Annotated in this window: 16 protein-coding genes; 10 read left to right on the forward strand and 6 right to left on the reverse strand. The window is 51.3% G+C overall.

Annotation, left to right across the window (positions count from 1 at the left end; translation table 11 throughout):
- The first annotated feature begins 114 nt into the window (after positions 1 to 114).
- From QWY82_RS02605 to QWY82_RS02615, 3 genes are read left to right on the forward strand one after another with little or no spacing between them, the layout of a single operon-like run.
- Positions 115 to 2,397: a di-heme-cytochrome C peroxidase gene (locus QWY82_RS02605; RefSeq protein ID WP_290259618.1), complete on the forward strand. Its 2,283-nt coding sequence runs from the start codon at positions 115 to 117 to the stop codon at positions 2,395 to 2,397.
- Positions 2,394 to 4,364 carry a patatin-like phospholipase family protein gene (locus QWY82_RS02610; protein ID WP_290259620.1) on the forward strand — a complete coding sequence of 657 codons (1,971 nt, stop codon included), beginning with the start codon at positions 2,394 to 2,396 and terminating at the stop codon, positions 4,362 to 4,364. The genes QWY82_RS02605 and QWY82_RS02610 overlap by 4 nt, the downstream gene beginning before the upstream one ends.
- A gap of 21 nt (positions 4,365 to 4,385) precedes the next feature.
- The gene (locus QWY82_RS02615) at positions 4,386 to 4,730 is read left to right on the forward strand and encodes a hypothetical protein (protein ID WP_290259622.1); all 345 of its coding nucleotides are present in this window, start codon (positions 4,386 to 4,388) and stop codon (positions 4,728 to 4,730) included.
- Between the two features lie 172 nt (positions 4,731 to 4,902).
- Here the strand turns inward: QWY82_RS02615 and QWY82_RS02620 are convergent, their stop codons facing one another.
- The gene (locus QWY82_RS02620) at positions 4,903 to 5,475 is read right to left on the reverse strand and encodes an RNA methyltransferase (RefSeq protein WP_290259624.1); all 573 of its coding nucleotides are present in this window, start codon (positions 5,473 to 5,475) and stop codon (positions 4,903 to 4,905) included.
- Between the two features lie 80 nt (positions 5,476 to 5,555).
- Here QWY82_RS02620 and QWY82_RS02625 point away from each other — a divergent pair, with 80 nt between their 5' ends.
- The 4 genes from QWY82_RS02625 (at position 5,556) to QWY82_RS02640 (ending at position 11,045) form a co-directional block, all read left to right on the forward strand.
- Positions 5,556 to 6,041, forward strand: a complete 486-nt coding sequence (locus QWY82_RS02625) for a LabA-like NYN domain-containing protein (RefSeq protein ID WP_290259626.1) — start codon at positions 5,556 to 5,558, stop codon at positions 6,039 to 6,041.
- 254 nt (positions 6,042 to 6,295) lie between these two features.
- The gene (locus QWY82_RS02630) at positions 6,296 to 7,747 is read left to right on the forward strand and encodes a rhomboid family intramembrane serine protease (RefSeq protein ID WP_290259628.1); all 1,452 of its coding nucleotides are present in this window, start codon (positions 6,296 to 6,298) and stop codon (positions 7,745 to 7,747) included.
- Complete coding sequence (locus tag QWY82_RS02635) at positions 7,747 to 9,321, forward strand: hypothetical protein (protein ID WP_290259631.1); 1,575 nt, start codon at positions 7,747 to 7,749, stop codon at positions 9,319 to 9,321. The genes QWY82_RS02630 and QWY82_RS02635 overlap by 1 nt, the downstream gene beginning before the upstream one ends.
- A 920-nt stretch (positions 9,322 to 10,241) precedes the next feature.
- Positions 10,242 to 11,045, forward strand: a complete 804-nt coding sequence (locus tag QWY82_RS02640) for a tetratricopeptide repeat protein (protein WP_290259633.1) — start codon at positions 10,242 to 10,244, stop codon at positions 11,043 to 11,045.
- A 131-nt stretch (positions 11,046 to 11,176) separates the two neighbouring features.
- Here the strand turns inward: QWY82_RS02640 and QWY82_RS02645 are convergent, their stop codons facing one another.
- The 4 genes from QWY82_RS02645 to QWY82_RS02660 form a co-directional block, all read right to left on the reverse strand.
- Positions 11,177 to 11,584 carry a DUF4279 domain-containing protein gene (locus tag QWY82_RS02645; protein WP_290259635.1) on the reverse strand — a complete coding sequence of 136 codons (408 nt, stop codon included), beginning with the start codon at positions 11,582 to 11,584 and terminating at the stop codon, positions 11,177 to 11,179.
- A 205-nt stretch (positions 11,585 to 11,789) separates the two neighbouring features.
- Positions 11,790 to 12,863, reverse strand: a complete 1,074-nt coding sequence (locus tag QWY82_RS02650) for a calcium/sodium antiporter (RefSeq protein ID WP_290259637.1) — start codon at positions 12,861 to 12,863, stop codon at positions 11,790 to 11,792.
- Between the two features lie 161 nt (positions 12,864 to 13,024).
- On the reverse strand, positions 13,025 to 13,336 hold the full coding sequence (locus tag QWY82_RS02655; RefSeq protein ID WP_290259638.1) for a DUF4156 domain-containing protein: 312 nt from the start codon (positions 13,334 to 13,336) through the stop codon (positions 13,025 to 13,027).
- Between the two features lie 138 nt (positions 13,337 to 13,474).
- Complete coding sequence (locus tag QWY82_RS02660) at positions 13,475 to 14,968, reverse strand: aldehyde dehydrogenase (RefSeq protein WP_290259640.1); 1,494 nt, start codon at positions 14,966 to 14,968, stop codon at positions 13,475 to 13,477.
- Positions 14,969 to 15,477: 509 nt separating this feature from the next.
- Here QWY82_RS02660 and QWY82_RS02665 point away from each other — a divergent pair.
- Genes QWY82_RS02665 through QWY82_RS02675 form a run of 3 tightly spaced genes read left to right on the forward strand, consistent with a single transcriptional unit; the run spans position 15,478 to position 18,322 of the window.
- Positions 15,478 to 16,623, forward strand: a complete 1,146-nt coding sequence (locus QWY82_RS02665) for a Re/Si-specific NAD(P)(+) transhydrogenase subunit alpha (RefSeq protein WP_290259642.1) — start codon at positions 15,478 to 15,480, stop codon at positions 16,621 to 16,623.
- 26 nt (positions 16,624 to 16,649) lie between these two features.
- Positions 16,650 to 16,958: an NAD(P) transhydrogenase subunit alpha part 2 gene (locus tag QWY82_RS02670; RefSeq protein ID WP_290259645.1), complete on the forward strand. Its 309-nt coding sequence runs from the start codon at positions 16,650 to 16,652 to the stop codon at positions 16,956 to 16,958.
- Complete coding sequence (locus QWY82_RS02675) at positions 16,955 to 18,322, forward strand: NAD(P)(+) transhydrogenase (Re/Si-specific) subunit beta (RefSeq protein WP_290259647.1); 1,368 nt, start codon at positions 16,955 to 16,957, stop codon at positions 18,320 to 18,322. Before QWY82_RS02670 ends, QWY82_RS02675 begins: the two co-directional genes overlap by 4 nt.
- 83 nt (positions 18,323 to 18,405) lie before the next feature.
- Here QWY82_RS02675 and QWY82_RS02680 read toward each other — a convergent pair whose 3' ends face one another.
- A complete protein-coding gene (locus QWY82_RS02680) occupies positions 18,406 to 18,954 on the reverse strand; it encodes a zf-TFIIB domain-containing protein (RefSeq protein WP_290259648.1) in 549 nt (182 codons plus the stop codon).
- Between the last annotated feature and the right edge of the window lies 1 nt (position 18,955).

Here is an 18,955-nt window from a genome sequence, read left to right on the forward strand (position 1 = left end):
ACAGGAAGATTTATCCCGCCGCGGCAAAAATTTTTACTGCGGCACGGGCGTCGCCCGTTAAAGCAGCAACATTATTCTAACTATCTGATGTCAGCCTTTCGTAAGGATTACGCTATGCTCAACTTTCTGAAAAAACTGCTAACCTCGCGCTGGCTTTGGCGTGTGATTATGTTGCTGGCAGTGCTCGCAGCGCTGGCCGTTCTGGCCTTCGTGTATTTCGTGCAGAGCAGCAAGGGCATCCAACCGCCGGAAGAGCACACAGACAAAACCGTGTATTTAAATCAGAATTGGGGGGTGCAAGAGCGCGACACTTACTACTATTCGCCCCAAGGTACAGCGGTACCCCAAGGCGCCACCTTGGGCGCAGTGCGCTACGAATGGTTTGTCAATTTAGAGCTGCCGCTGTCTACCGAGCGCTTTGCTAGCCCGAGCAATATGCGCCGGTTTAAATTTTTAGTAGATCCAGCCCCCACACCGGCCAACCCAGATCACCTGCCCGTGGGCTTCACCAAACACTTCGATCAAAACATAGGCGACACCGTATTAGACATCACCTGCGCGGCCTGCCACACCGGCGAGCTGCACTACCAAAAAGACGGTGTTAATTACGCGCTGCGGGTCGACGGCGGCCAAGCCATGCACGCCTTCACCGACTTAAACCGCGGCACCTTTGGCCCCACATTGATTACCGCGCTGCTGGAAACTTACGTCAACCCGGCTAAATTCAATCGCTTTGCCGATAAGGTATTAGCCGAAGGCGGCGACCGCGATTTACTCAAGCAACAGCTGGGTAAAAACCTCGGCGCGTTTTTAAGCATCAAACAAAATAACCCGCTCAAACATTTGTACCCCACACGGGAAGGCTATGGCCGCACAGATGCCCTAGGTCGCATTGCCAACACCCTGTTTGGCGATCACTTAATTGAAAGCAACATGCAGGTATCAGCAGCGCCAGTGAGCTACCCCTTCCTGTGGAATATTTGGAAATTTAACTGGGTGCAATACAACGGCTCGGTGGCACAACCCTTAGCGCGCAACGTGGGCGAAGCCTTAGGCGTGGGTGCGCATATTCCCCTGCGCAGCCCCGAGGGCGCGCCACTGCCCGCCGCTGAAATGTTCCGCAGCTCCGTGCGCATTGCCGATATTGAAAAAATCGAACTGGCGCTGCAAAAACTTGTTGAACCCGAGTGGCCGAGCGATATTTTCGGCGCCGTTAATCAACCACTAGCCGAACAGGGCGAGACCTTATTTAAACAACACTGCGTCGAGTGTCATGGCCCGCACGTGGCGAGCAAAGCGCGTCAGATGCAAGAAGCACCGCTGAAAAAATCTGTACACGATCAGTGGTTGATTGAAGTCATCGAGCTAGATCATATTGGCACAGACGCCAATGCGGCACAGGGTTTCGTGGAAAAAACTTACGACTTATCGCCCGCAGGCATTACCAAAGACACCATTCACCAAGTGCTCTACCCGCTATTTGAGCGCCGCCTAGCGCGCGATGTGTTGGCGCGCCTACAAACCCTGGCGATAACAGAACAACTAAGTGAGGAAGCGCGCGCGGCCTTCGCGGCGCTGGCGGCGCAATACCCGCCGGCCGATCATTTAGCCGATGCCGGTTTCGAGCCCTCGCCCTTTCCCGCCATCCTGGCGGCGCTAAATCAATTCGATTTAAAACCCAGCTACAGCCAAACCGTGGATAGCCAAGCCTATAAACAGCTTAACTGCGGCTTCAAATGCCAAGTGAATGCGCTCTGGTGGGACATTAATTTTGGCCGCGAGGCCAATACCAAGCTGGTTAGTAGTTTAGATCCCACTAAGCTCACCGAGGGCTTGGGCTTAAATATCATTGGCCTGTTAATCAAAAACCGCTACTACCAAGACAACAACCTAAGCTACGAACAAATTCAATGCTTGGAAGGTTTCGGCACCTTGGATTTACCGCAGCAGATTGCCGGCTATAAACCGCGCCCACTGGCTGGCGTTTGGGCCACGCCGCCGTTTCTGCACAACGGCTCCGTGCCCACAATTTATCAAATGCTGATGCCGCCCGAGCAGCGCGATAAACGCTTCTTCGTCGGCCGCCGCGATTACGACCCAGTGCATTTAGGCTATATCTCTAGCCCGGCGACCGACGCTGAAACCGACGGCCTCTGGTTCGACACCAGCATTAGCGGCAACCACAATACCGGGCATGGTTTCAGCGCCACACCCGAGCAGTGGGCGGCCTACAAAGGCGACTATAAAAACAACCCGCTGCCGAAGGGTATTATTGGCCCACTGCTGAGCCACGAGCAGCGCCTCGCATTAATCGAATACCTAAAAATTCATCGCGATAACCCAGCTGGTTATCAATTTGAGCCGGCGCCCAGCTGCCTCGCGAGCAGCGCTCTGTGAGCCAAGTAAAAAATTTCCAACAGGTGCGCGAGGCCGAGCAAATTTGGCTAAGCGAACGCCGAAAGCAGGCGCAGGTTGATCCTGTGCTACCGGAAATTGGCCTAGCCTTTTCCGGTGGCGGCATACGCTCGGCGTGTTTTCATTTGGGCTTTTTGCAGGCGCTGATCGAGCGCAAAAAACTTCAGCGCGTGGATTATTTATCCACGGTATCGGGCGGCGGTTATATCGGTGCCTGTTTGCAATGGTTGAAACACCGCGCCAGTTCCAGCGCCAACGACGACTTGTTTGCCCAGCCGGTAAACGACAGCACCGTGTTGAACTGGTTGCGCGCGCACGGCAAGTATTTGGTCGACGGCAAGGGCATTAACAACATGACCTTGCTGGCGGCGCTTTTAGCCAGCACGCTGTTTAACCTCGCGGTGGTTTTGCCGCTGTTGCTGCTGTGCGTTTGGCTGTTCGGCTTTCCACACACGCAACTGTACTGGCCACCGCACTGGCACTTGCCCGGTGCCGACGTGATAGAGGGGCACAGCGGCTATCTACTGGCGCTGCTCATCAGTGCCGGTTCATTTATCAGTTTCTTGATCGCCGTGCCGCTGATGGCACTTTGGCGTCAGGGCCGCACCCAGCACAACTTCAAACCCCGGCTGTGGATGGGCAGGCTGCTCAATATCGGCGTCATCGCGGGGCTAATTGGCTTACTCCCCATCGCGGCGCAATTAAGCGATATGCTGTTCGCCTTAGCCGGCTCCGAATCCCTGTCCCAAATTGGCAAACATCTAAACTATTTGCTGCCCTTCATCGGCGGCGTGTTGACCATTTCGCGCGCAACCTTTAAACCCGGTTTGGCCCTCGCTGGCCTCACGCTCATGCTCTACGGGCTGGCCGCTTTCGCCTACCATTTAGTTTTTCACACAGGGTTAATTGCACAGCCCGGTTACTGGGCCTTCTTGGCATTGGCCATCGCGCTGCTAATGTTGGCCAGCGTTAACCGCACCTCGATGCACAGCTACTACCTATCGCGCCTGTGTAACGCATTTTTTATGTGCACAAAAGCCGACGACAATCACGGCCAAGATCTAGCCCTAGCCACATTAACCCCGGCCACGGGCGCACCCCTGCCACTGATCAACACCACCATGAGCACGGCCAGCTCGAGCAACCGGCTCTGGCGCGAGCGCATGGGTTTGAGCTTTACCCTGTCGCCGCTGTTTTGTGGCGCGCCACCTACCGGCTTTGCCAGCACCTCGGCGTTTCAATCTGGCCGCTTGACCCTAGGCGAGAGCATGACCACCTCGGGCGCGGCGGTAGACCCAGGCACCGCGCAAACCGCCAACGGCGCGCTGAGTTTTTTAATGGCGCTACTAAATTTTCGCCTCGGCTTCTGGACCAAGGCGCCGAGAGCGGCTGATACCTTTTTTTCCCATATGCCCTACTGGCTCATCATGCGCGAAATGTTTGGCTTCGGCTTAAGCGAAAGCCATAACAATATTCACTTAAGCGACGGCGGCCACTTTGAAAACCTCGGCGTCTACGAGCTCATCCGCCGCGAGCTGTCGATTATTGTGGCCGGTGATGCGGGAGCAGACCCGAGCGTCAATTTCTCCGATTTAGGCTTGCTGATTCAGCGCGCCTACGCCGACTTCGATTGCCATATCGCCATCAATACTGCGCAGCTTAGCGAGGTAACAGACGGCATACACGCCAGCTGTTTCGCCGTGGGCAATATCACCTACAGCTCCGGCAAAACCGGTAAGCTCTACTATGTGAAAAGCCTACTCACCGCAGCCGCTGGCACCCAACTGGCGAGCTTTGCCTACACAGATCCAAGCTTCCCCAATGACAGCACGGCAAATCAATTCTATGATGAAGAGCACTTCGATGCCTATCGAGCCTTGGGAAAGCTCAATATGCTTTCGCTGCTAGAGCAACACGAAGCCGATATTTTTCCCGAGCCACTTAACTAACCCACACCGCCGAGAATGATTATGAAAACGATAAAATTACTAGCCATTGGCGCCAGCTTATTTACCAGCGTTACAGCGATGGCGGCCGACAACTACCTGTGCACCAACGCCGGTAGCGAGCGCAGCGTGAAAGTGATTTACCAAGCCCCTGGTGTTGCCGTGCCCTGCGAAGTGCAATACACCAAAGATGGCATCAGCCAAACCCTGTGGACGGCGGAAAACCTAACCGGTTATTGCGAAGAGAAAGCCCAAGCCTTTGCCGACAAACTCAGTGGCTGGGGTTGGCAGTGCAACCAGCAGGGCGACGGAATGATGGACGCCAGCGACGAAGACATGACCCCAGCTGAAGGCGCCGACGGCAACTAATAAGGCGGTTTTACGCGCTTTGGCATTCTTTCCCGAGCGCGTAGCTTTTATTGCGAGAGGTTTTTGAAGGTTACAGCTAACAGTTTACAGTTTACAGCTCACAGGAAAAGCAGGAGCAAAAAACACAAGCTCTTCGCTGTTAACTGTTAACTGTTAACTCAAAATACCCTCCCTAAACCTTGTTTGCCTTTTTCACCCGCACGCGATTATTCACATCGCGACTCGCGCGTATGAGCCCATTATCCAGAAGGCTCGGGCCAGACTTGGCCAAGCGATCGTATAAAACAACGTTAACGCTGGCGGCCAAGTTCATCGAGCCCACGGTGGGTACATACACTACTGCATGGGCGCGATCGATTATGGCCTGCTTTAAGGTGCCGTCCTCAGGGCCAAATAAATACAGCGCCTGCGCTGGGTGCTGAAACGCGGGCAAGGGAACAGCGCCCTCGACTAGATCCACACACACAACGGCCATGGTGCTGGGAATGGCCGCAAAAAAATCATCAATATGCTCAAGTGGAATATTTTCGCCAGCGCGCTGGGTATCGGTATGAAATTTAGCCGCTTTGGCGTAGCGATTACCCGAGTAAAAAACCGCGTCCGCTTGGTAGCAACCGGCAGCGCGCATAACGGCACCGACATTGCTGGGGCTCTTCGGGTTGGTTAAACCGATAGCAACGGTGGGCGCATTGATTGCAATGGGTGCAGAAGATGCGCCCTGATCACAGCTTGTCTTGTCGTTCATAGGGTTTTCAATCAAATGAGGCTTAACAGCCATTGGCGATTGGGGTAGGGTAACAAACTATTTCTCTCAAGGCTTACTCAGTGACAGATTCACCGCCTCGCATAGCCATTTTCGCCGATGTGCAAAACATCTACTACACCACCCGCCAAGCCTACCAACGCTCGCTAGACTACCGAAAGCTTTGGCACCTACTCGCGGGCCAAGGCGAGATAGTCATGGCCACCGCTTACGCCATTCACCGCGGCGACGAGAACCAGTTGAAATTCCAGCAAGCGCTGAAAAACATCGGCTTTACCGTGCGCCTCAAACCCTACATCCAACGCAGCGACGGTTCGACCAAAGGCGACTGGGACGTAGGTATTGCCATCGATGTCATGGAGCAGGCGCCGGTGGTAGATCGCGTGGTGCTACTTTCGGGCGACGGCGATTTCGATCTACTCTTGGAGAAGGTGAAAATGAAATTCCAGATTCAGGCCGATGTCTACGGCGTGCCAGCGCTCACCGCAAATTCACTGATCACATCGGCCAGCCAGTTTTACCCGATTACCGAGGCTTTGTTGATGTAAGAAGGAGCTGCAAGCTACAGGCTGCAAGAGGTTAGGAAGATTACAGCTGACAGTTCACAGTTCACAGAAAGGGCAAAGGCAAAAATCACAGGCGCCAAGAATCAGCTACCTAGCTTTTAGCTGTCAACTGCCAACTGCCAACTGCCAACTGCCAACTGCTCACTAATTCTCGCGACTATGGTGTTGGTTACGCTATCATAAGCGCCATTTTTAGGGTGCTACAACGCAGCATCAACCAGACAGGGAGCTTAGTCTTGATCATCATCCCAACGGAAAAGCGCTTCGACTGGCGCTACGCACCCACGGTCATGTTCGGCATCGTGCTGATCAACGTGCTAGTGTTCTTTTTCTATCAATCCGGCGATGACAATAAGATTGAGCAAGCCCTCGAGATCTATCAGCAGCAGGGCTTTTTAGAGCTTGAATGGCCAGAGTACAAAAAATATCTGACCACAAAAAGCACCGAGCAGGACGATGAACAACTCACCTACGTAGAGGAACTTTTCGAACAGGAAGATTTCGGCAATTTAGCCGTAGAAATAGTTTTCGATACGGCCTTTTACGACCACCTGTTCAAAGACCCATACAATCTAATTGGCTACCAAAAAGTCGAAGTCTGGCTCGACCAGAGAGCAAAAATCAACGCCAGCATTCTCAACCTCAGCTTTATTGCCTACGGCTTAGTTCCCGCCGACCTCTCGATCACCACCTTGTTTACCACCCAATTTTTGCACGGCGACACCATGCACCTATTGGGCAATATGTTCTTCTTAGTGATTTGCGGCTTTGCGGTAGAAGCGGCTATCGGCCATTGGCGTTTTCTGGCTTTCTATTTAATTTCCGGTGTATTCGCCAGCCTAGCCCATGCGCTGCTAGACCTCTCCAGCACCCAACCCTTGGTTGGCGCGTCTGGCGCTATATCCGGCGTGATGGCGATGTATTTAGCGGTATTTAAATTTCGAAAAATCGAATTTTTCTATTGGCTATTTATTTTTGTCGGCTACATCAGAGCACCGGCCTTGATTATTCTGCCCATTTACATCGGTAAAGAGCTAGTGAGCTTTTATACCGATACCGATTCAAACGTGGCCGTTATGGCGCACGCCGGCGGCTTTGTCATGGGCGCCCTGCTGATGTTCGTCAGCCAGTGGCTTAGCCCGAAAAGTATCGATGTTGAGTACATTGAAACCGACCAAAGCATAGACCCCTATCAAGAAGCGCTGGCGCTGGTGTATACCGACATCGAAAACTTTCGCTTTGACTCGGCCTATAAAAATACCCAAGCCTTGATTGCCCAGCACGGCGAAAACTTTAGGAACCTTGCGCTCCTTGCCCAGCTAGCTCAACTCAGAAGCCCAGCCGATCAGCAGGCCGCCATGCTTGGCCTATTGAAGGTGGAGACGCAAGAGCCTATCGAATTAGAGCGCCAAGCCCAATTACTCATCGACTCAGCCCAGCCAGCCGATTATTTATCCGAACAGGAACTGTGCAAGCTCGGTAGCCGCCTGTGCCGGTTAGAAAACCTCAAACCTGCCGAAGCGCTATTTGACATAGTGCAGAATAGATACGGCCACCTAGCAGCCAGCCAAAACAATCTCGCCCTGCTGGCAAAAAAATTGTCTATTGCCTTTGCCAAAACCAATAATGCCCTGAAGTCCAAGCACTACCATGGCCTTGCCAGCAAGCTTGTAGGGAGCACACTGTAATGGAATATTGCCACTTTCACCCGCTCTCATCGGCCACCTTTTATTGCGACCACTGCCTTACCAACCTGTGCGACCACTGCATAGACGACACTCAACAGCGCGGTGGCGAGCGCTGTATTAGCTGCGCAAAACCGCTCATTAGCTTGGGCGCAGCGCACAGCGCCGAGCCATTCTGGCGTAAACTAAAAGACGCTTTTCACTACCCACTCTACGGTCAGTCGTTAACGTTAATCATTGGCGTCGCCGTGATGACCAGCGTGGTGGCCTATATTCCCTTTGCCATCGTCTTCTATCTCATGGCCGTGGGCGCTTTAATGCGCTATAGCTTTGCCTGCCTAGAAAATACCGCCAATGGCAAAATGACGGCGCCCGATATCACCGAGGCTTACGAAGGTGGCATACTGCTGATATTTCAATTAATCGGCATTGTCGTCATTATGACGGCAGCTGTTTTTGGCGTTAACGAATTTTTAGGCGAAGGCCTTGCCCGCCTACTCGCCGTATTTTGTCTATTGAGTTTTCCCGCGATTATTATTTTATTCGCCTTGAACAGAAATATGTTCGACGCCATTAATCCTCTCAGTATCACTCAGCTGATACTGTCAGTAGGCCTCTCCTACGGCGTGCTATTGGGTTTAATCTTGGTAATGAGCGCATCCGTTAGCGTTATTCACGAACTCATCGGTGCAGAATTTTCCTTCATCAATGCCTTACTACAAGGCATCGTTTCCAACTTCTATACCGTTGTGACCTTTCATATCATGGGCTATATGATCTTCCAATATCAGGCCGAGCTAGGCTTCGTTGCCCGAGAAGATCACGGTGGTATCGCCAAAAGCAAAACTGAGCAAGACTTGCACAATGCCAAAATAGACATAGCACTTAAACTAGGGCAATACGGCCGAGTGGTAGATCTGTTCGGCGAAGCCAATCGGAAATTCCCCAATGACTACAATTACTATGTGCGCTGCTTCGACCTTCTCTGCGCTATCAAACAAACCGATCGCTTAGAAAAGTTTTTACCTTTCTACTTTGATTTTTTACCCAAGGCTCAACGCGGCGATCAAATTTACCCGAGCTTTAAACGCGCCCTCGGCCTCATACCCAACTACCTACCCGCCACCGCCAAGCTGCGCCACCAGCTGGCGGAGCAATGCCAATTCAAAGGCGACCCCAAGTCAGCGCTGCGCCTGCTCAACGGCATTCACAAACACTTCCCCACCTACCCAAAACTAACGGCCGCCTACGAAGTGATGGAGCGCGCCTTGGGCGACCTACCCAACATGGAAAAGCAGCGCGCGCAATGTAAAACATTCATTGAAAACTTAAAACAAAAGGCCGCAGAAGCAGAAGCGGCAAAACAGGCGGCGCAAGCCATACTAAAACCCAAGAACAAGCCCATGCTCGACAAGTCGGCTCTGCGGCCGAATAAAGACAACACGCCACAGGAAGCCCAAACACAGCCGCTGCGCAAGAGCGAGCAACAAAAGCTACGGGCACAGCAATTAGCGGAGAGAAATGCTAAGGGAGAGGCAGAGGGCAAAGACTTGCCACCGATTGAGTTTAAGCCTTAGGGCCCTTTAGATATACCGTGAAGTAAGACGCTATTGAGTTTCATTCGAGCACTAAGATATTTAAATTAAGGATTATGCACGACTTCAGGAGATTAACCGTTACAGCTTTTAAAGCTTAACTGAGAACCCCATCATAAGACCAAAATCGCTTCCAGCTGCTTGGCTTTGGATGCGCAAGAGCATATTCCCTTCGCTTTATGTGATCCAAACTTTCGAACCAGTCGGCAAATTCAAACCAGTAACTTTCCCCCGGATCTTGCCGCCACCACATCGAGCCTAAAGGCTTGTTCGGATATTTTTCCCAAGGAGGCATCATTGCCTATACCATAGAAATAGAAACAATTTTGGAGTTAATAAACAACCCTTAACGGTACATAGAATGCAACCCATGCCGGTTAAAGACCTATGACTTAGTGCCATTAGAAAACGGTAATTAACAGTTAACACTTGTAGCGAGGCGGGATTAGTGCCGAGTTCAGCAGCGATAGGAGCGGCTTGACCACCCTTATTAATTTCCATTCGCACACACCAACTTGAGGTCGTGATTAATGGACTTGTAAAATTGAGGGTAGCCACTATCGGTTTTGTATGACACTACAACCCCATTCTCTAGTAACCCGATATTGTAGGACGGATAAGTATACCAAAGCTTAGGTAGATACGACGCATAAGACGGACTCCAACCTTCATTATTACTCCTAATCCAATTTGTAATTTCTAGGTATCTCTCATCTGCGCCAAAAATTTGCTTACCGCAATATTCAAATTCCGAAGGTAACAACGCAGCATCGATACTTTGCGATCGAAATACATATAGCAGTAATCCAACCACTAGGAAAACCACAGTTAGAAATATAACTCCGATGATCTTTGGTGCACTTTTCATAGAATCTTAACGCCAATGTTATGCGGAATTATTTTTGGATAAAATTATGATTAAATTAGTGCTAGTTTTAATTCTAGCTGTACAAATTTTAACGGTTCTTGTAGGAAAAGAAGAAAGTGACTCGCCCACAAGTTACGATAGTGAATTAAATGCAAAGCAACTGCGAGAAAAACTTGTTAAATCGTGCAGCAAAAAAAATGAAATTTATGCATTCTGTACTTGTTTTCGGGAAAATCTTGATTTAGTGACAGATGATGACCTGACTAAATACCGAGATCGAAAAAGGGTTTTAGAGGCTGAGGCGATGAAAGCGAAGGTATCAGGTGATATAGTTAAGCTAGATGTAATTACCACTGACATCAGTGAAGGATTGATTGATAACAAGATAAGTAAAAAATGCATGCCACCGCTTTTATTGGAGGGCGAGGAGTATGAGAAAAATTTTAATAAAGGAATCTATCACTACGCAAAAAAGGATTACAAAAAAGCAATAGAGTATTGGTTGCCATACGCTGAAGCTGGCAGCGGGCCCGCAATGGCAAACCTAGCTGCGCTCTACAATAGAGAAATAGATGGACAGATTGATCTACTAAATTTATACCATTGGAGTTTTAAGTCAGGTCTTAATGGAGATTCACAGGCGCAATTTAATTTGGCTGTAATGTTTTTAAACGGCGAGACGGGAAGCAAGGATCTGATAAAGAGTTATGTATGGGCTGAGAAGGCGGCGCAAGGTGGTCACGACACAGCGCAAAAGCTTAAGGGTGACCTTGATCGTTATCTATCCAATGATCAGATCGTTGAGGCACAAAAGTACTCAGCAGAGATATTTCAATAGGGCCAAGGAAGTTGCATAACAAATCAAGGCAGCCGAACCAAAACGCTTACTTCGTTCGCGTTTCGGTCGGCTGCTTGAGGCGTTATATGCCGTGTGAAGCGAAGCGTAACGAGGTCACATTGACATTTTTGTTATGCATTTTCTTCCTCATCAAAGTACATATCCCAAGAAATACCTAACCCATATTTTACCAACTCTTTCATCATTGCCACGCTCAGTCTAGGCCCACCCTGGCCAGTTGAATCCCAACGGCAAAATATATCAGTTGAACAGCCAGAATCGCGAAGGGATGATAGCTCACCCTCTTTACCGTTTAGTAGAGAAAGCAAAAGCTCCAAATGTTTCACGTTATCGGTGGAATTCAAATCAACTTCTGTAGTTCTCGACCAAAAGTTCAACTCTCTTCTGGGTTTGTATTTTGAATTAGGGTCTCTTGGTACTGAATCAGTCGATTGGATGCCAATATACTTTTCGATTTCATCAGGGTGCATTTCATCTGAAAATATTCTTAATGTAGCGTATGTTTCAGTACAAGCCATTCTGGTTCTCTAGGTTTGCATAACAGTATTTCTCAGCGCCTCGGAGCAGAGCTATCGCACCAACTCTGCCTTTAATTTCCAGAAGTTATCACAACTTTTAGATTAGGCGCAAAATAATGCGCCTTGGTGGCATATATCCCCCTGACGAAAGTTTGTATGAATATCACATAAGAAACACGGACATCAGGTGATACCTACACCACGATTAACCTACTTCAGCCGTATTACCGTTTTGCAACTGCTTGACTACTTGCGCAACGATCACCAAACCCACCGGCAATAAAAACACAAACACGGCGTTGCCCAGCAGCGATAACCATGGGTGGCCGATGGCGGCCATGATGAGGTAGGCGGTATAGGCCACGTAACCGGCGAGAAATAGTACACCCTCGGAGCGATCTATTACGGCATCGGTAAAGAAGATGGGTAAGCACATTAACGCCACCAAGCACATTACCGGTAGATCTAAGTGCATTAAACTTAACGGCGCGAGCAAACCTTCCGGCGCCACCATGCTGGAGATACCCAACACACCTAACAGATTAAAAATGTTACTGCCGATAACGTTACCCACGGCGATATCGCGCTGGCCTTTTATGGCGGCGGCAATGGAAGTAACGACTTCGGGCAAGGAAGTGCCTACCGCAACGATAGTGAGACCAATCACCACCTCACTTAAACCCAACCAGCGCGCCAGCGTTACCGCGCCCTCCACTAACCAAGTTGAGCCCAATACCAGCATGATTAAACCGCTAACAATGGCGGCTATATCTAGCCATAAAGCGCGATTGGGTGCAGGTGAAATGACTTCAACAGATGTTTCAGGCTTAGGCTCAGTTCTGCCCTTAATAAAGAGATAACTGGTGTAGGCGAGCAAACCTAAAAATAATGCTAGGCCTTCGCCAAAACCAAATTTTCCGTCTTGTGCCATCCACCAAACCGCGCCACTGGCAACGATCATCACCGGCACATCCAGCCGAATAAGTTGCACCGAGACGGTTAAGGGCAAAATAATTGCCGCAACGCCCAGAATAAACAAGACGTTAAAGATATTGCTGCCAATCACATTGCCCAAGCCGATGCCGGCCTGGCCGTCCAGCGCCGCTTTGACGCTAACCGCCAACTCCGGCGAGCTGGTGCCAAAAGCCACAACCGTTAAGCCTATCACCAAGGGCGACACGCCAATGCGAGATGCCAAGTTAGCCGCGCCTTTTATCAAGATATCGGCACCAAAAACCAACAACAGCAAACCAAGAACAAACAACAATAAGGTGATCATAGGATCAGCGCTCTGGAAAACTGAGCTTAATATGACGCCAGTAAATAGAATTAAATAGGGGTAGCTTCAAATATATTTTGAGCCGAGAGTTAGCCAGCAATAACCACCAAATTTCAGGCATAAAAAAACCGGCCTAAGCCGGTTCTATTAACACCGAACAACTAGCGACAGCGGTAGACACCAAAGGTCATGGCGCCGTCTTCGCTCAGCTCTGACTCGCGCACCAAGGTGTCGCCGCCCATGCTATAAGCTTGGTCTTTGGCCAGTGCCGCCAACTCGGTGATGACTTTTTCATCCTTGCGCACAAAAATGCCCACCTTGCTGACACCCTTAGCCGTTGCCGCGCCAAGGCGATCACAAGACTGCACATCTGAGGCCGTTGCCAACTTAATACCCGCCGCTTCTGGCTTGGGCTCTACCCAAGTACAAGCAACAGCGACGAGAGACAATAAAATAAGCATCACAGTTTTCATAATTCACTCCAATTCAGGGCGTGGTTTGCGTGCGCCCACTTTACCGATAAACGCCACAATCGCAAGGGCAGGAGTAGAGTTTCAGGCAAAAAATCGACTGCCATAAAATGCCCCCAAGGCCTGGGGGCACAAGAGAATTTAATCGAATTCTATCCAGGTGGTTTTAAGCTCGGTGTAGTCGTCGAAGGCATGCATGGATTTATCCCGGCCATTACCCGACTGCTTGAAGCCGCCGAAGGGTACGGTCATGTCGCCGCCGAAATAGTTATTGATCCCCATAGTGCCGACGCGCACCGCTTTGGCAACGCGATGGGCCACATTGATATCTTTACTCCACACGGCACCGGCCAGCCCAAAGATCGAATCGTTGGCAATGGCAATGGCCTCGGCTTCGGTTTCGAACGGAATCACGGTCATCACCGGGCCAAAAATTTCTTCTTGGGCGATGCGCATTTGATTATTGGCGCCGGTAAAGATGGTCGGCTCGTGATAGAAACCACCGTCGGTCACCTTCACGCGTTTGCCGCCGTAGGCGAGCGTCGCGCCCTCATCGCAACCGATGCGAACATACTCCGCCACGGTGTTGTATTGAGCCTCGTCAACCATAGGCCCCATGCTAGTGGCTGGGTCTAGCGGGTTGCCAGGCAGCCAAGATTTTGCGTGCTCGATAACCTTGGCGACAAAGGCGTCGTGAATAGAGGCTTGCACCAATAAGCGCGTGCCCGCGGTACAGGTCTGCCCGCCGTTGTAAAACACCGCCGTGGCTGCCATGGCCGCCGCCTTATCTAAATTGGCATCGGCAAATACAATATTCGGGCTTTTGCCGCCTAGCTCTAAGTAGGTGCGCTTTAAGTTCGACTGACCAGAATACTCCATCAGCATTTTGCCCACGGGGGTGGAGCCGGTGAAGGTCAAACCCTCTACATCCATATGTTTCGCAAGGTGGCTGCCAAGGCTACCGCCAGGCCCCGGCAATACCTGTAACACGCCATCGGGCAAGCCAGCTTGCTTAGCCAAGCCAGCCAGCTTAATAGCCGTTAGCGGTGTGTTAGAGGCAGGCTTTAAGATCACCGAGTTACCGGTGGCAATAGCGGGCGCGATTTTCCAGGCCGTGGTGGAAAAGGGAAAGTTCCAAGGCACTATGGCGGCCACCACACCTAAGGGCAGGCGCGTGACCAGTGCCAAGGTGTCGTGCGGCGTGGGCGCCACCTGATCGTAGACTTTATCAATGGCCTCACCACTCCAGCGCAAGGTGCGAGCGGCAGCGGGAACATCCACATTGAGGGTATCTGAAATGGGTTTGCCCACATCCAAGCACTCGAGCAGAGCCAGCTCTTCGGCATGGGCTTCGACCAACTCGGCCCAGCGCACCAACACTTTTTTGCGCTCAGACGGCGCTTGATTGGCCCAGGTGCCAGCCTCAAAAACCGCTTTTGCGGAGGCAATGGCCCGGTCGGCATCCTCTGGGCCACAGCTTGCTACGGCAACTAACACCTCGCCGGTGGCGGGGTTGAGCGTCGGCCGGGTATTACCCGATAGCGCATTAATATAAGCACCATCAATGAAGGCGCGACCTTCAATAGTCAAACTAGCCGCGCGATCGGCCCAATCTTTTGCGCTGAAATCTTGCATCTCGTTAGCTCCTACAGTGAATGCCCCTATTGTAGCGCCTTCCTAGAAAAGCCAAATGACCCATTTTGGTATATTCACGAAAGGCATAAATAGAAAACTTTAAATTCATTTTGAAAATACACAAGGAGGTTTCTTGCGTAACTATTTAGCCCACCGATAGCCGACCGATCAGCCACTGGGTATTAAACTTATCTATTACTGTTATTGCTCAGGCAAATGCTGTAATTAAACTAACTTGGCTGATCATTAAACACTCCAAATCCGAAACAAATATTGATTTAGGCGCTAGGTTCTAATGCAATAATCGAAGCTTTCGCAAAATTTTGTAGCAGAATTACAAGATTATTACCTTTATTTATCACATCTATAGCTGGAACCGAGATAACACTCACGACTATGATAGCGCTCCGCTATTTCCACGGCTGAACCATCAGCCGTATCCAAAGGCTGAATATACAGCTGGAGTCAATCTGACAAAAAAAGGGCGGGTGCTCATAGAGGATAACAAGATGCTAATCGGCATACCCAAAGAAATAGAGGCGGGTGAAACCCGCGTCCCCGTGTTACCAGACGGCGTTAAAAAGCTGGTGGCACAAAACGCTACGGTGACCATCGAAGCCGGTTTAGGCGATTCACTGCAAATTCCAGACAGCGCCTATACCGATGTGGGTGCCACAATTGCGGAAAGCCGCACGGCGCTGCTGGGCCAAGCCGATGTGATTTTACGCTTGCGCAAGCCGGCCATCGACGAGGTGGCGCTGCTGAAACAAGGCTGTATCCATATTTCGTTTTTGGACCCCTTTAACGAACACGCCTTGGTAGACGCCTTCGCCGCGCAAGGTGTCACCGCCATTAGCATGGAAATGATTCCGCGCATCACCCGCAGCCAGAAGATGGACGCCCTGTCATCGCAAGCCAACTTGGCCGGCTACGCCATGGTGCTACTGGCCGCCGAGCGCTTGGATCGCATTCTGCCGATGATGATGACCCCCGCAGGCACCATCACCCCCGGCCGGGTATTCGTGATTGGCGCCGGTGTTGCGGGCCTGCAGGCGATTGCCACGGCCAAGCGCCTGGGCGCCAGAGTCGACGCCTTCGATACTCGCCCGGTGGTGAAAGAACAGGTTGAGTCGCTGGGCGCGAAATTCTTGGAAATCGACCTAGGTGAAACCGGCCAAACCGCCGGCGGCTACGCCAACCAATTAACCGAAGCGCAAATTGAAAAGCAGCGCCAAGGTCAAACCGATGTGATGGCCAACAGCGATATCGTGATTACCACGGCACAGGTTTTCGGCCGCAAGGCGCCGCGCATTATCACCAAAGACATGCTGGCGGCGATGAAACCGGGCTCTATTGTGGTGGACATGGCAGTCGACAGCGGCGGCAACGTCGAAGGCTCCGAGCCGGATAAAGAAGTGAACATCAACGGCGTGACCATTATTGGCTACCGCAACCTGCCCGGTCGCGTAGCGCAAAACGCCAGCCAGATGTATTCCAACAATTTAATTAATTTGGTGTTCGATTACTGGCAAAAAGACACGGGCATTTTTGCGCTCGACCTCGAAGAAGAAATTCAGAAAGGCTGCGTGATTACCCATGGCGGTGAGCTAGTCAACAATGTGATTAAAAACGCCCGCAAGCCCGCGGCCGCTTAACACCGAAATATTTTGAGGAAGACATCATGTCACCCGAATTACAACAAATCGTTTACCTGTCGTTCATTTTAATGCTGGCCATCTTTTTAGGCTTCGAACTCATTGCCAAAGTGCCGGCAACTTTGCACACACCTTTGATGAGTGGCTCCAACGCCATCTCCGGTATCACCTTGGTTGGCGCATTAGTTAGCGCCGGTGCCGAGCACTCGGCCATGGCCACCTGGTTAGGCGCTGCGGCGGTAACACTGGCCACCATCAACGTGGTGGGCGGCTACTTGGTCACCGATCGCATGCTCGCCATGTTCAAGAAGAAAGCCGCCGGAGGTAAAGCATGAACGCAGCCATCGTCATCAACTTTGCCTACATCCTTTCAGCCCTAGCTTTCGTTCTCGGCTTAAAGATGCTGGGTTCGCCGGCTTCGGCGCGCAAGGGTAATTTAATTTCTGCCGTGGCCATGCTCTTGGCCATTGCGGTCACCTTATTTGATAAGCAGATCATCAGCTTTGAATGGATTGTCGGCAGCATGCTGCTCGGCACGGTGATCGGCGTGCTAGCCGCGCGCTTGGTGGCCATGACGTCCATGCCAGAAATGGTGGCGCTGTTTAACGGCTTCGGCGGTGCGGCGAGTTTGCTCGTGGGTTGGGCCGCGCTGTACGACGGCACCATCACGCCTTTCATCGCCAGCACCATTGTGCTGTCAATTTTGATCGGTGGCGTGACTTTGTCTGGCTCTATGATCGCCTGGGCAAAGCTGTCGGAAAAAATGCCCGGCCGCGCCATTACCTTTACCGGCCAAGCCATTGTAAACGGTTTGATTGTTATCACTCTTTTGCTCAACGCGGTGTGGTTTGTGCAAGTCCCGGATGCAGAATCCATCCACCTGTATGCGGTCATTGCCATCGCCTTAGTGTTCGGCATCATGCTGGTCATCCCCATTGGCGGCGCCGATATGCCCGTGGTTATTTCTTTGCTGAACTCCTACTCGGGCTTAGCCGCCTGTGCGGCTGGTTTCGTATTGAACAACAACTTGCTAATTGTGTCCGGTGCATTAGTCGGCGCCAGTGGTATCATCTTGACCAACATCATGTGCCGCGCCATGAACCGCTCGCTCGCTAACGTGTTGTTCAGCGGCTTTAAAGCGGTGAAAAAATCCACCACGGTGGTGGAGGGCGAAATTAAGCCGATCAATTGCGATGACGCTTACTTGATTCTCGAAGCTGCGGCCAATGTGGTATTCGTACCTGGCTATGGCATGGCCGTGTCGCAAGCTCAGCACGTGGTGCGCGAACTTGCCGACCACCTGGAAAACAATGGCTGCCAAGTGCGCTACGCCATTCACCCGGTCGCCGGTCGCATGCCTGGCCACATGAACGTACTGCTGGCCGAAGCCAGCGTACCTTATGATCAACTGTACGAGATGGATGCCATCAACCCGCAGATGAGCAGTGTGGATGTGGCCATTGTTATCGGCGCCAACGACACGGTAAACCCAGCAGCCACCGAAGACGAAGGCAGCCCCATCTACGGTATGCCGGTGATTAAAGTGGCCGATGCGCGCACCGTATTCGTACTCAAGCGCAGCATGAATGCCGGCTACTCGGGCGTGGAAAACCCACTCTTTTACAAAGACAATGTGCGCATGTTGTTTGGCGACGCCAAAGCGTCCCTGCAAACCATTGCCGGTGAGTTTTCAGCCTAAGACTTGCCACAACTATTGATGTGAGCATTTCTGCAACAATAAAAAAGGGTGGCACTTGCTACCCTTTTTTATTGTCCGCCCTGTTATTTATCGGCGGCGTAGGGATCATCGGCAAAAAGATAGGCGCGCAGTACCGATCTATCTTCTTGCTGCATCAACCATTCGCGAAAATTCTTTAGCTTCTGGTAGCGCTCGGTACCAAATTTCTTTTCATATAAATCGCTAAAGGTCTGCTTGGCGTGGTCGGCGCGAATTTGTTTTTGCCATTGCCGCGTCAGCACTTTGTTGAGCGAACCGGCAAGTTTATGCTCTTTCAACAACTCCCACTCGCCCTTATCCAACCAGATGCCGCCCACTGCCGGGCTATAATCCAATTTGTGTTGAATATCAGCCGCCAATTTAATTTTTTGCATGATGGCACCAGACACGGGGCAAAGCATCGCCGATGCAGTTTCCGACATTTCCATCGGCTGAGCTTCGGAGAAGTCGTGATCCGGGTGCGCCGCCAACCAAGCCACATAGTCTTCGACGAAGACCCAATTACCCAAGCAATGATGACAGGTGTGGGCGCGAAACAACCCGTCGATAAAGCTCGGCCGTAACTCACCCTGCTTGCAACTTGTACACTTCATA

The organism is Simiduia curdlanivorans (assembly GCF_030409605.1).
Classification (GTDB): Bacteria; Pseudomonadota; Gammaproteobacteria; order Pseudomonadales; family Cellvibrionaceae; genus Simiduia; species Simiduia curdlanivorans.

What these genes read in the sequence shown, in the direction of transcription:
- QWY82_RS02605 (WP_290259618.1), top strand. Translation starts at nt 115, where the DNA reads ATGCTCAACTTTCTGAAAAAACTGCTAACCTCGCGCTGGCTTTGGCGT.
- QWY82_RS02615 (WP_290259622.1), top strand. Translation starts at nt 4,386, where the DNA reads ATGAAAACGATAAAATTACTAGCCATTGGCGCCAGCTTATTTACCAGC.
- QWY82_RS02620 (WP_290259624.1), bottom strand. Translation starts at nt 5,475, where the DNA reads ATGAACGACAAGACAAGCTGTGATCAGGGCGCATCTTCTGCACCCATT.
- QWY82_RS02635 (WP_290259631.1), top strand. Translation starts at nt 7,747, where the DNA reads ATGGAATATTGCCACTTTCACCCGCTCTCATCGGCCACCTTTTATTGC.
- QWY82_RS02645 (WP_290259635.1), bottom strand. Translation starts at nt 11,584, where the DNA reads ATGGCTTGTACTGAAACATACGCTACATTAAGAATATTTTCAGATGAA.
- QWY82_RS02650 (WP_290259637.1), bottom strand. Translation starts at nt 12,863, where the DNA reads ATGATCACCTTATTGTTGTTTGTTCTTGGTTTGCTGTTGTTGGTTTTT.
- QWY82_RS02655 (WP_290259638.1), bottom strand. Translation starts at nt 13,336, where the DNA reads ATGAAAACTGTGATGCTTATTTTATTGTCTCTCGTCGCTGTTGCTTGT.
- QWY82_RS02660 (WP_290259640.1), bottom strand. Translation starts at nt 14,968, where the DNA reads ATGCAAGATTTCAGCGCAAAAGATTGGGCCGATCGCGCGGCTAGTTTG.
- QWY82_RS02665 (WP_290259642.1), top strand. Translation starts at nt 15,478, where the DNA reads ATGCTAATCGGCATACCCAAAGAAATAGAGGCGGGTGAAACCCGCGTC.
- QWY82_RS02670 (WP_290259645.1), top strand. Translation starts at nt 16,650, where the DNA reads ATGTCACCCGAATTACAACAAATCGTTTACCTGTCGTTCATTTTAATG.
- QWY82_RS02675 (WP_290259647.1), top strand. Translation starts at nt 16,955, where the DNA reads ATGAACGCAGCCATCGTCATCAACTTTGCCTACATCCTTTCAGCCCTA.
- QWY82_RS02680 (WP_290259648.1), bottom strand. Translation starts at nt 18,954, where the DNA reads ATGAAGTGTACAAGTTGCAAGCAGGGTGAGTTACGGCCGAGCTTTATC.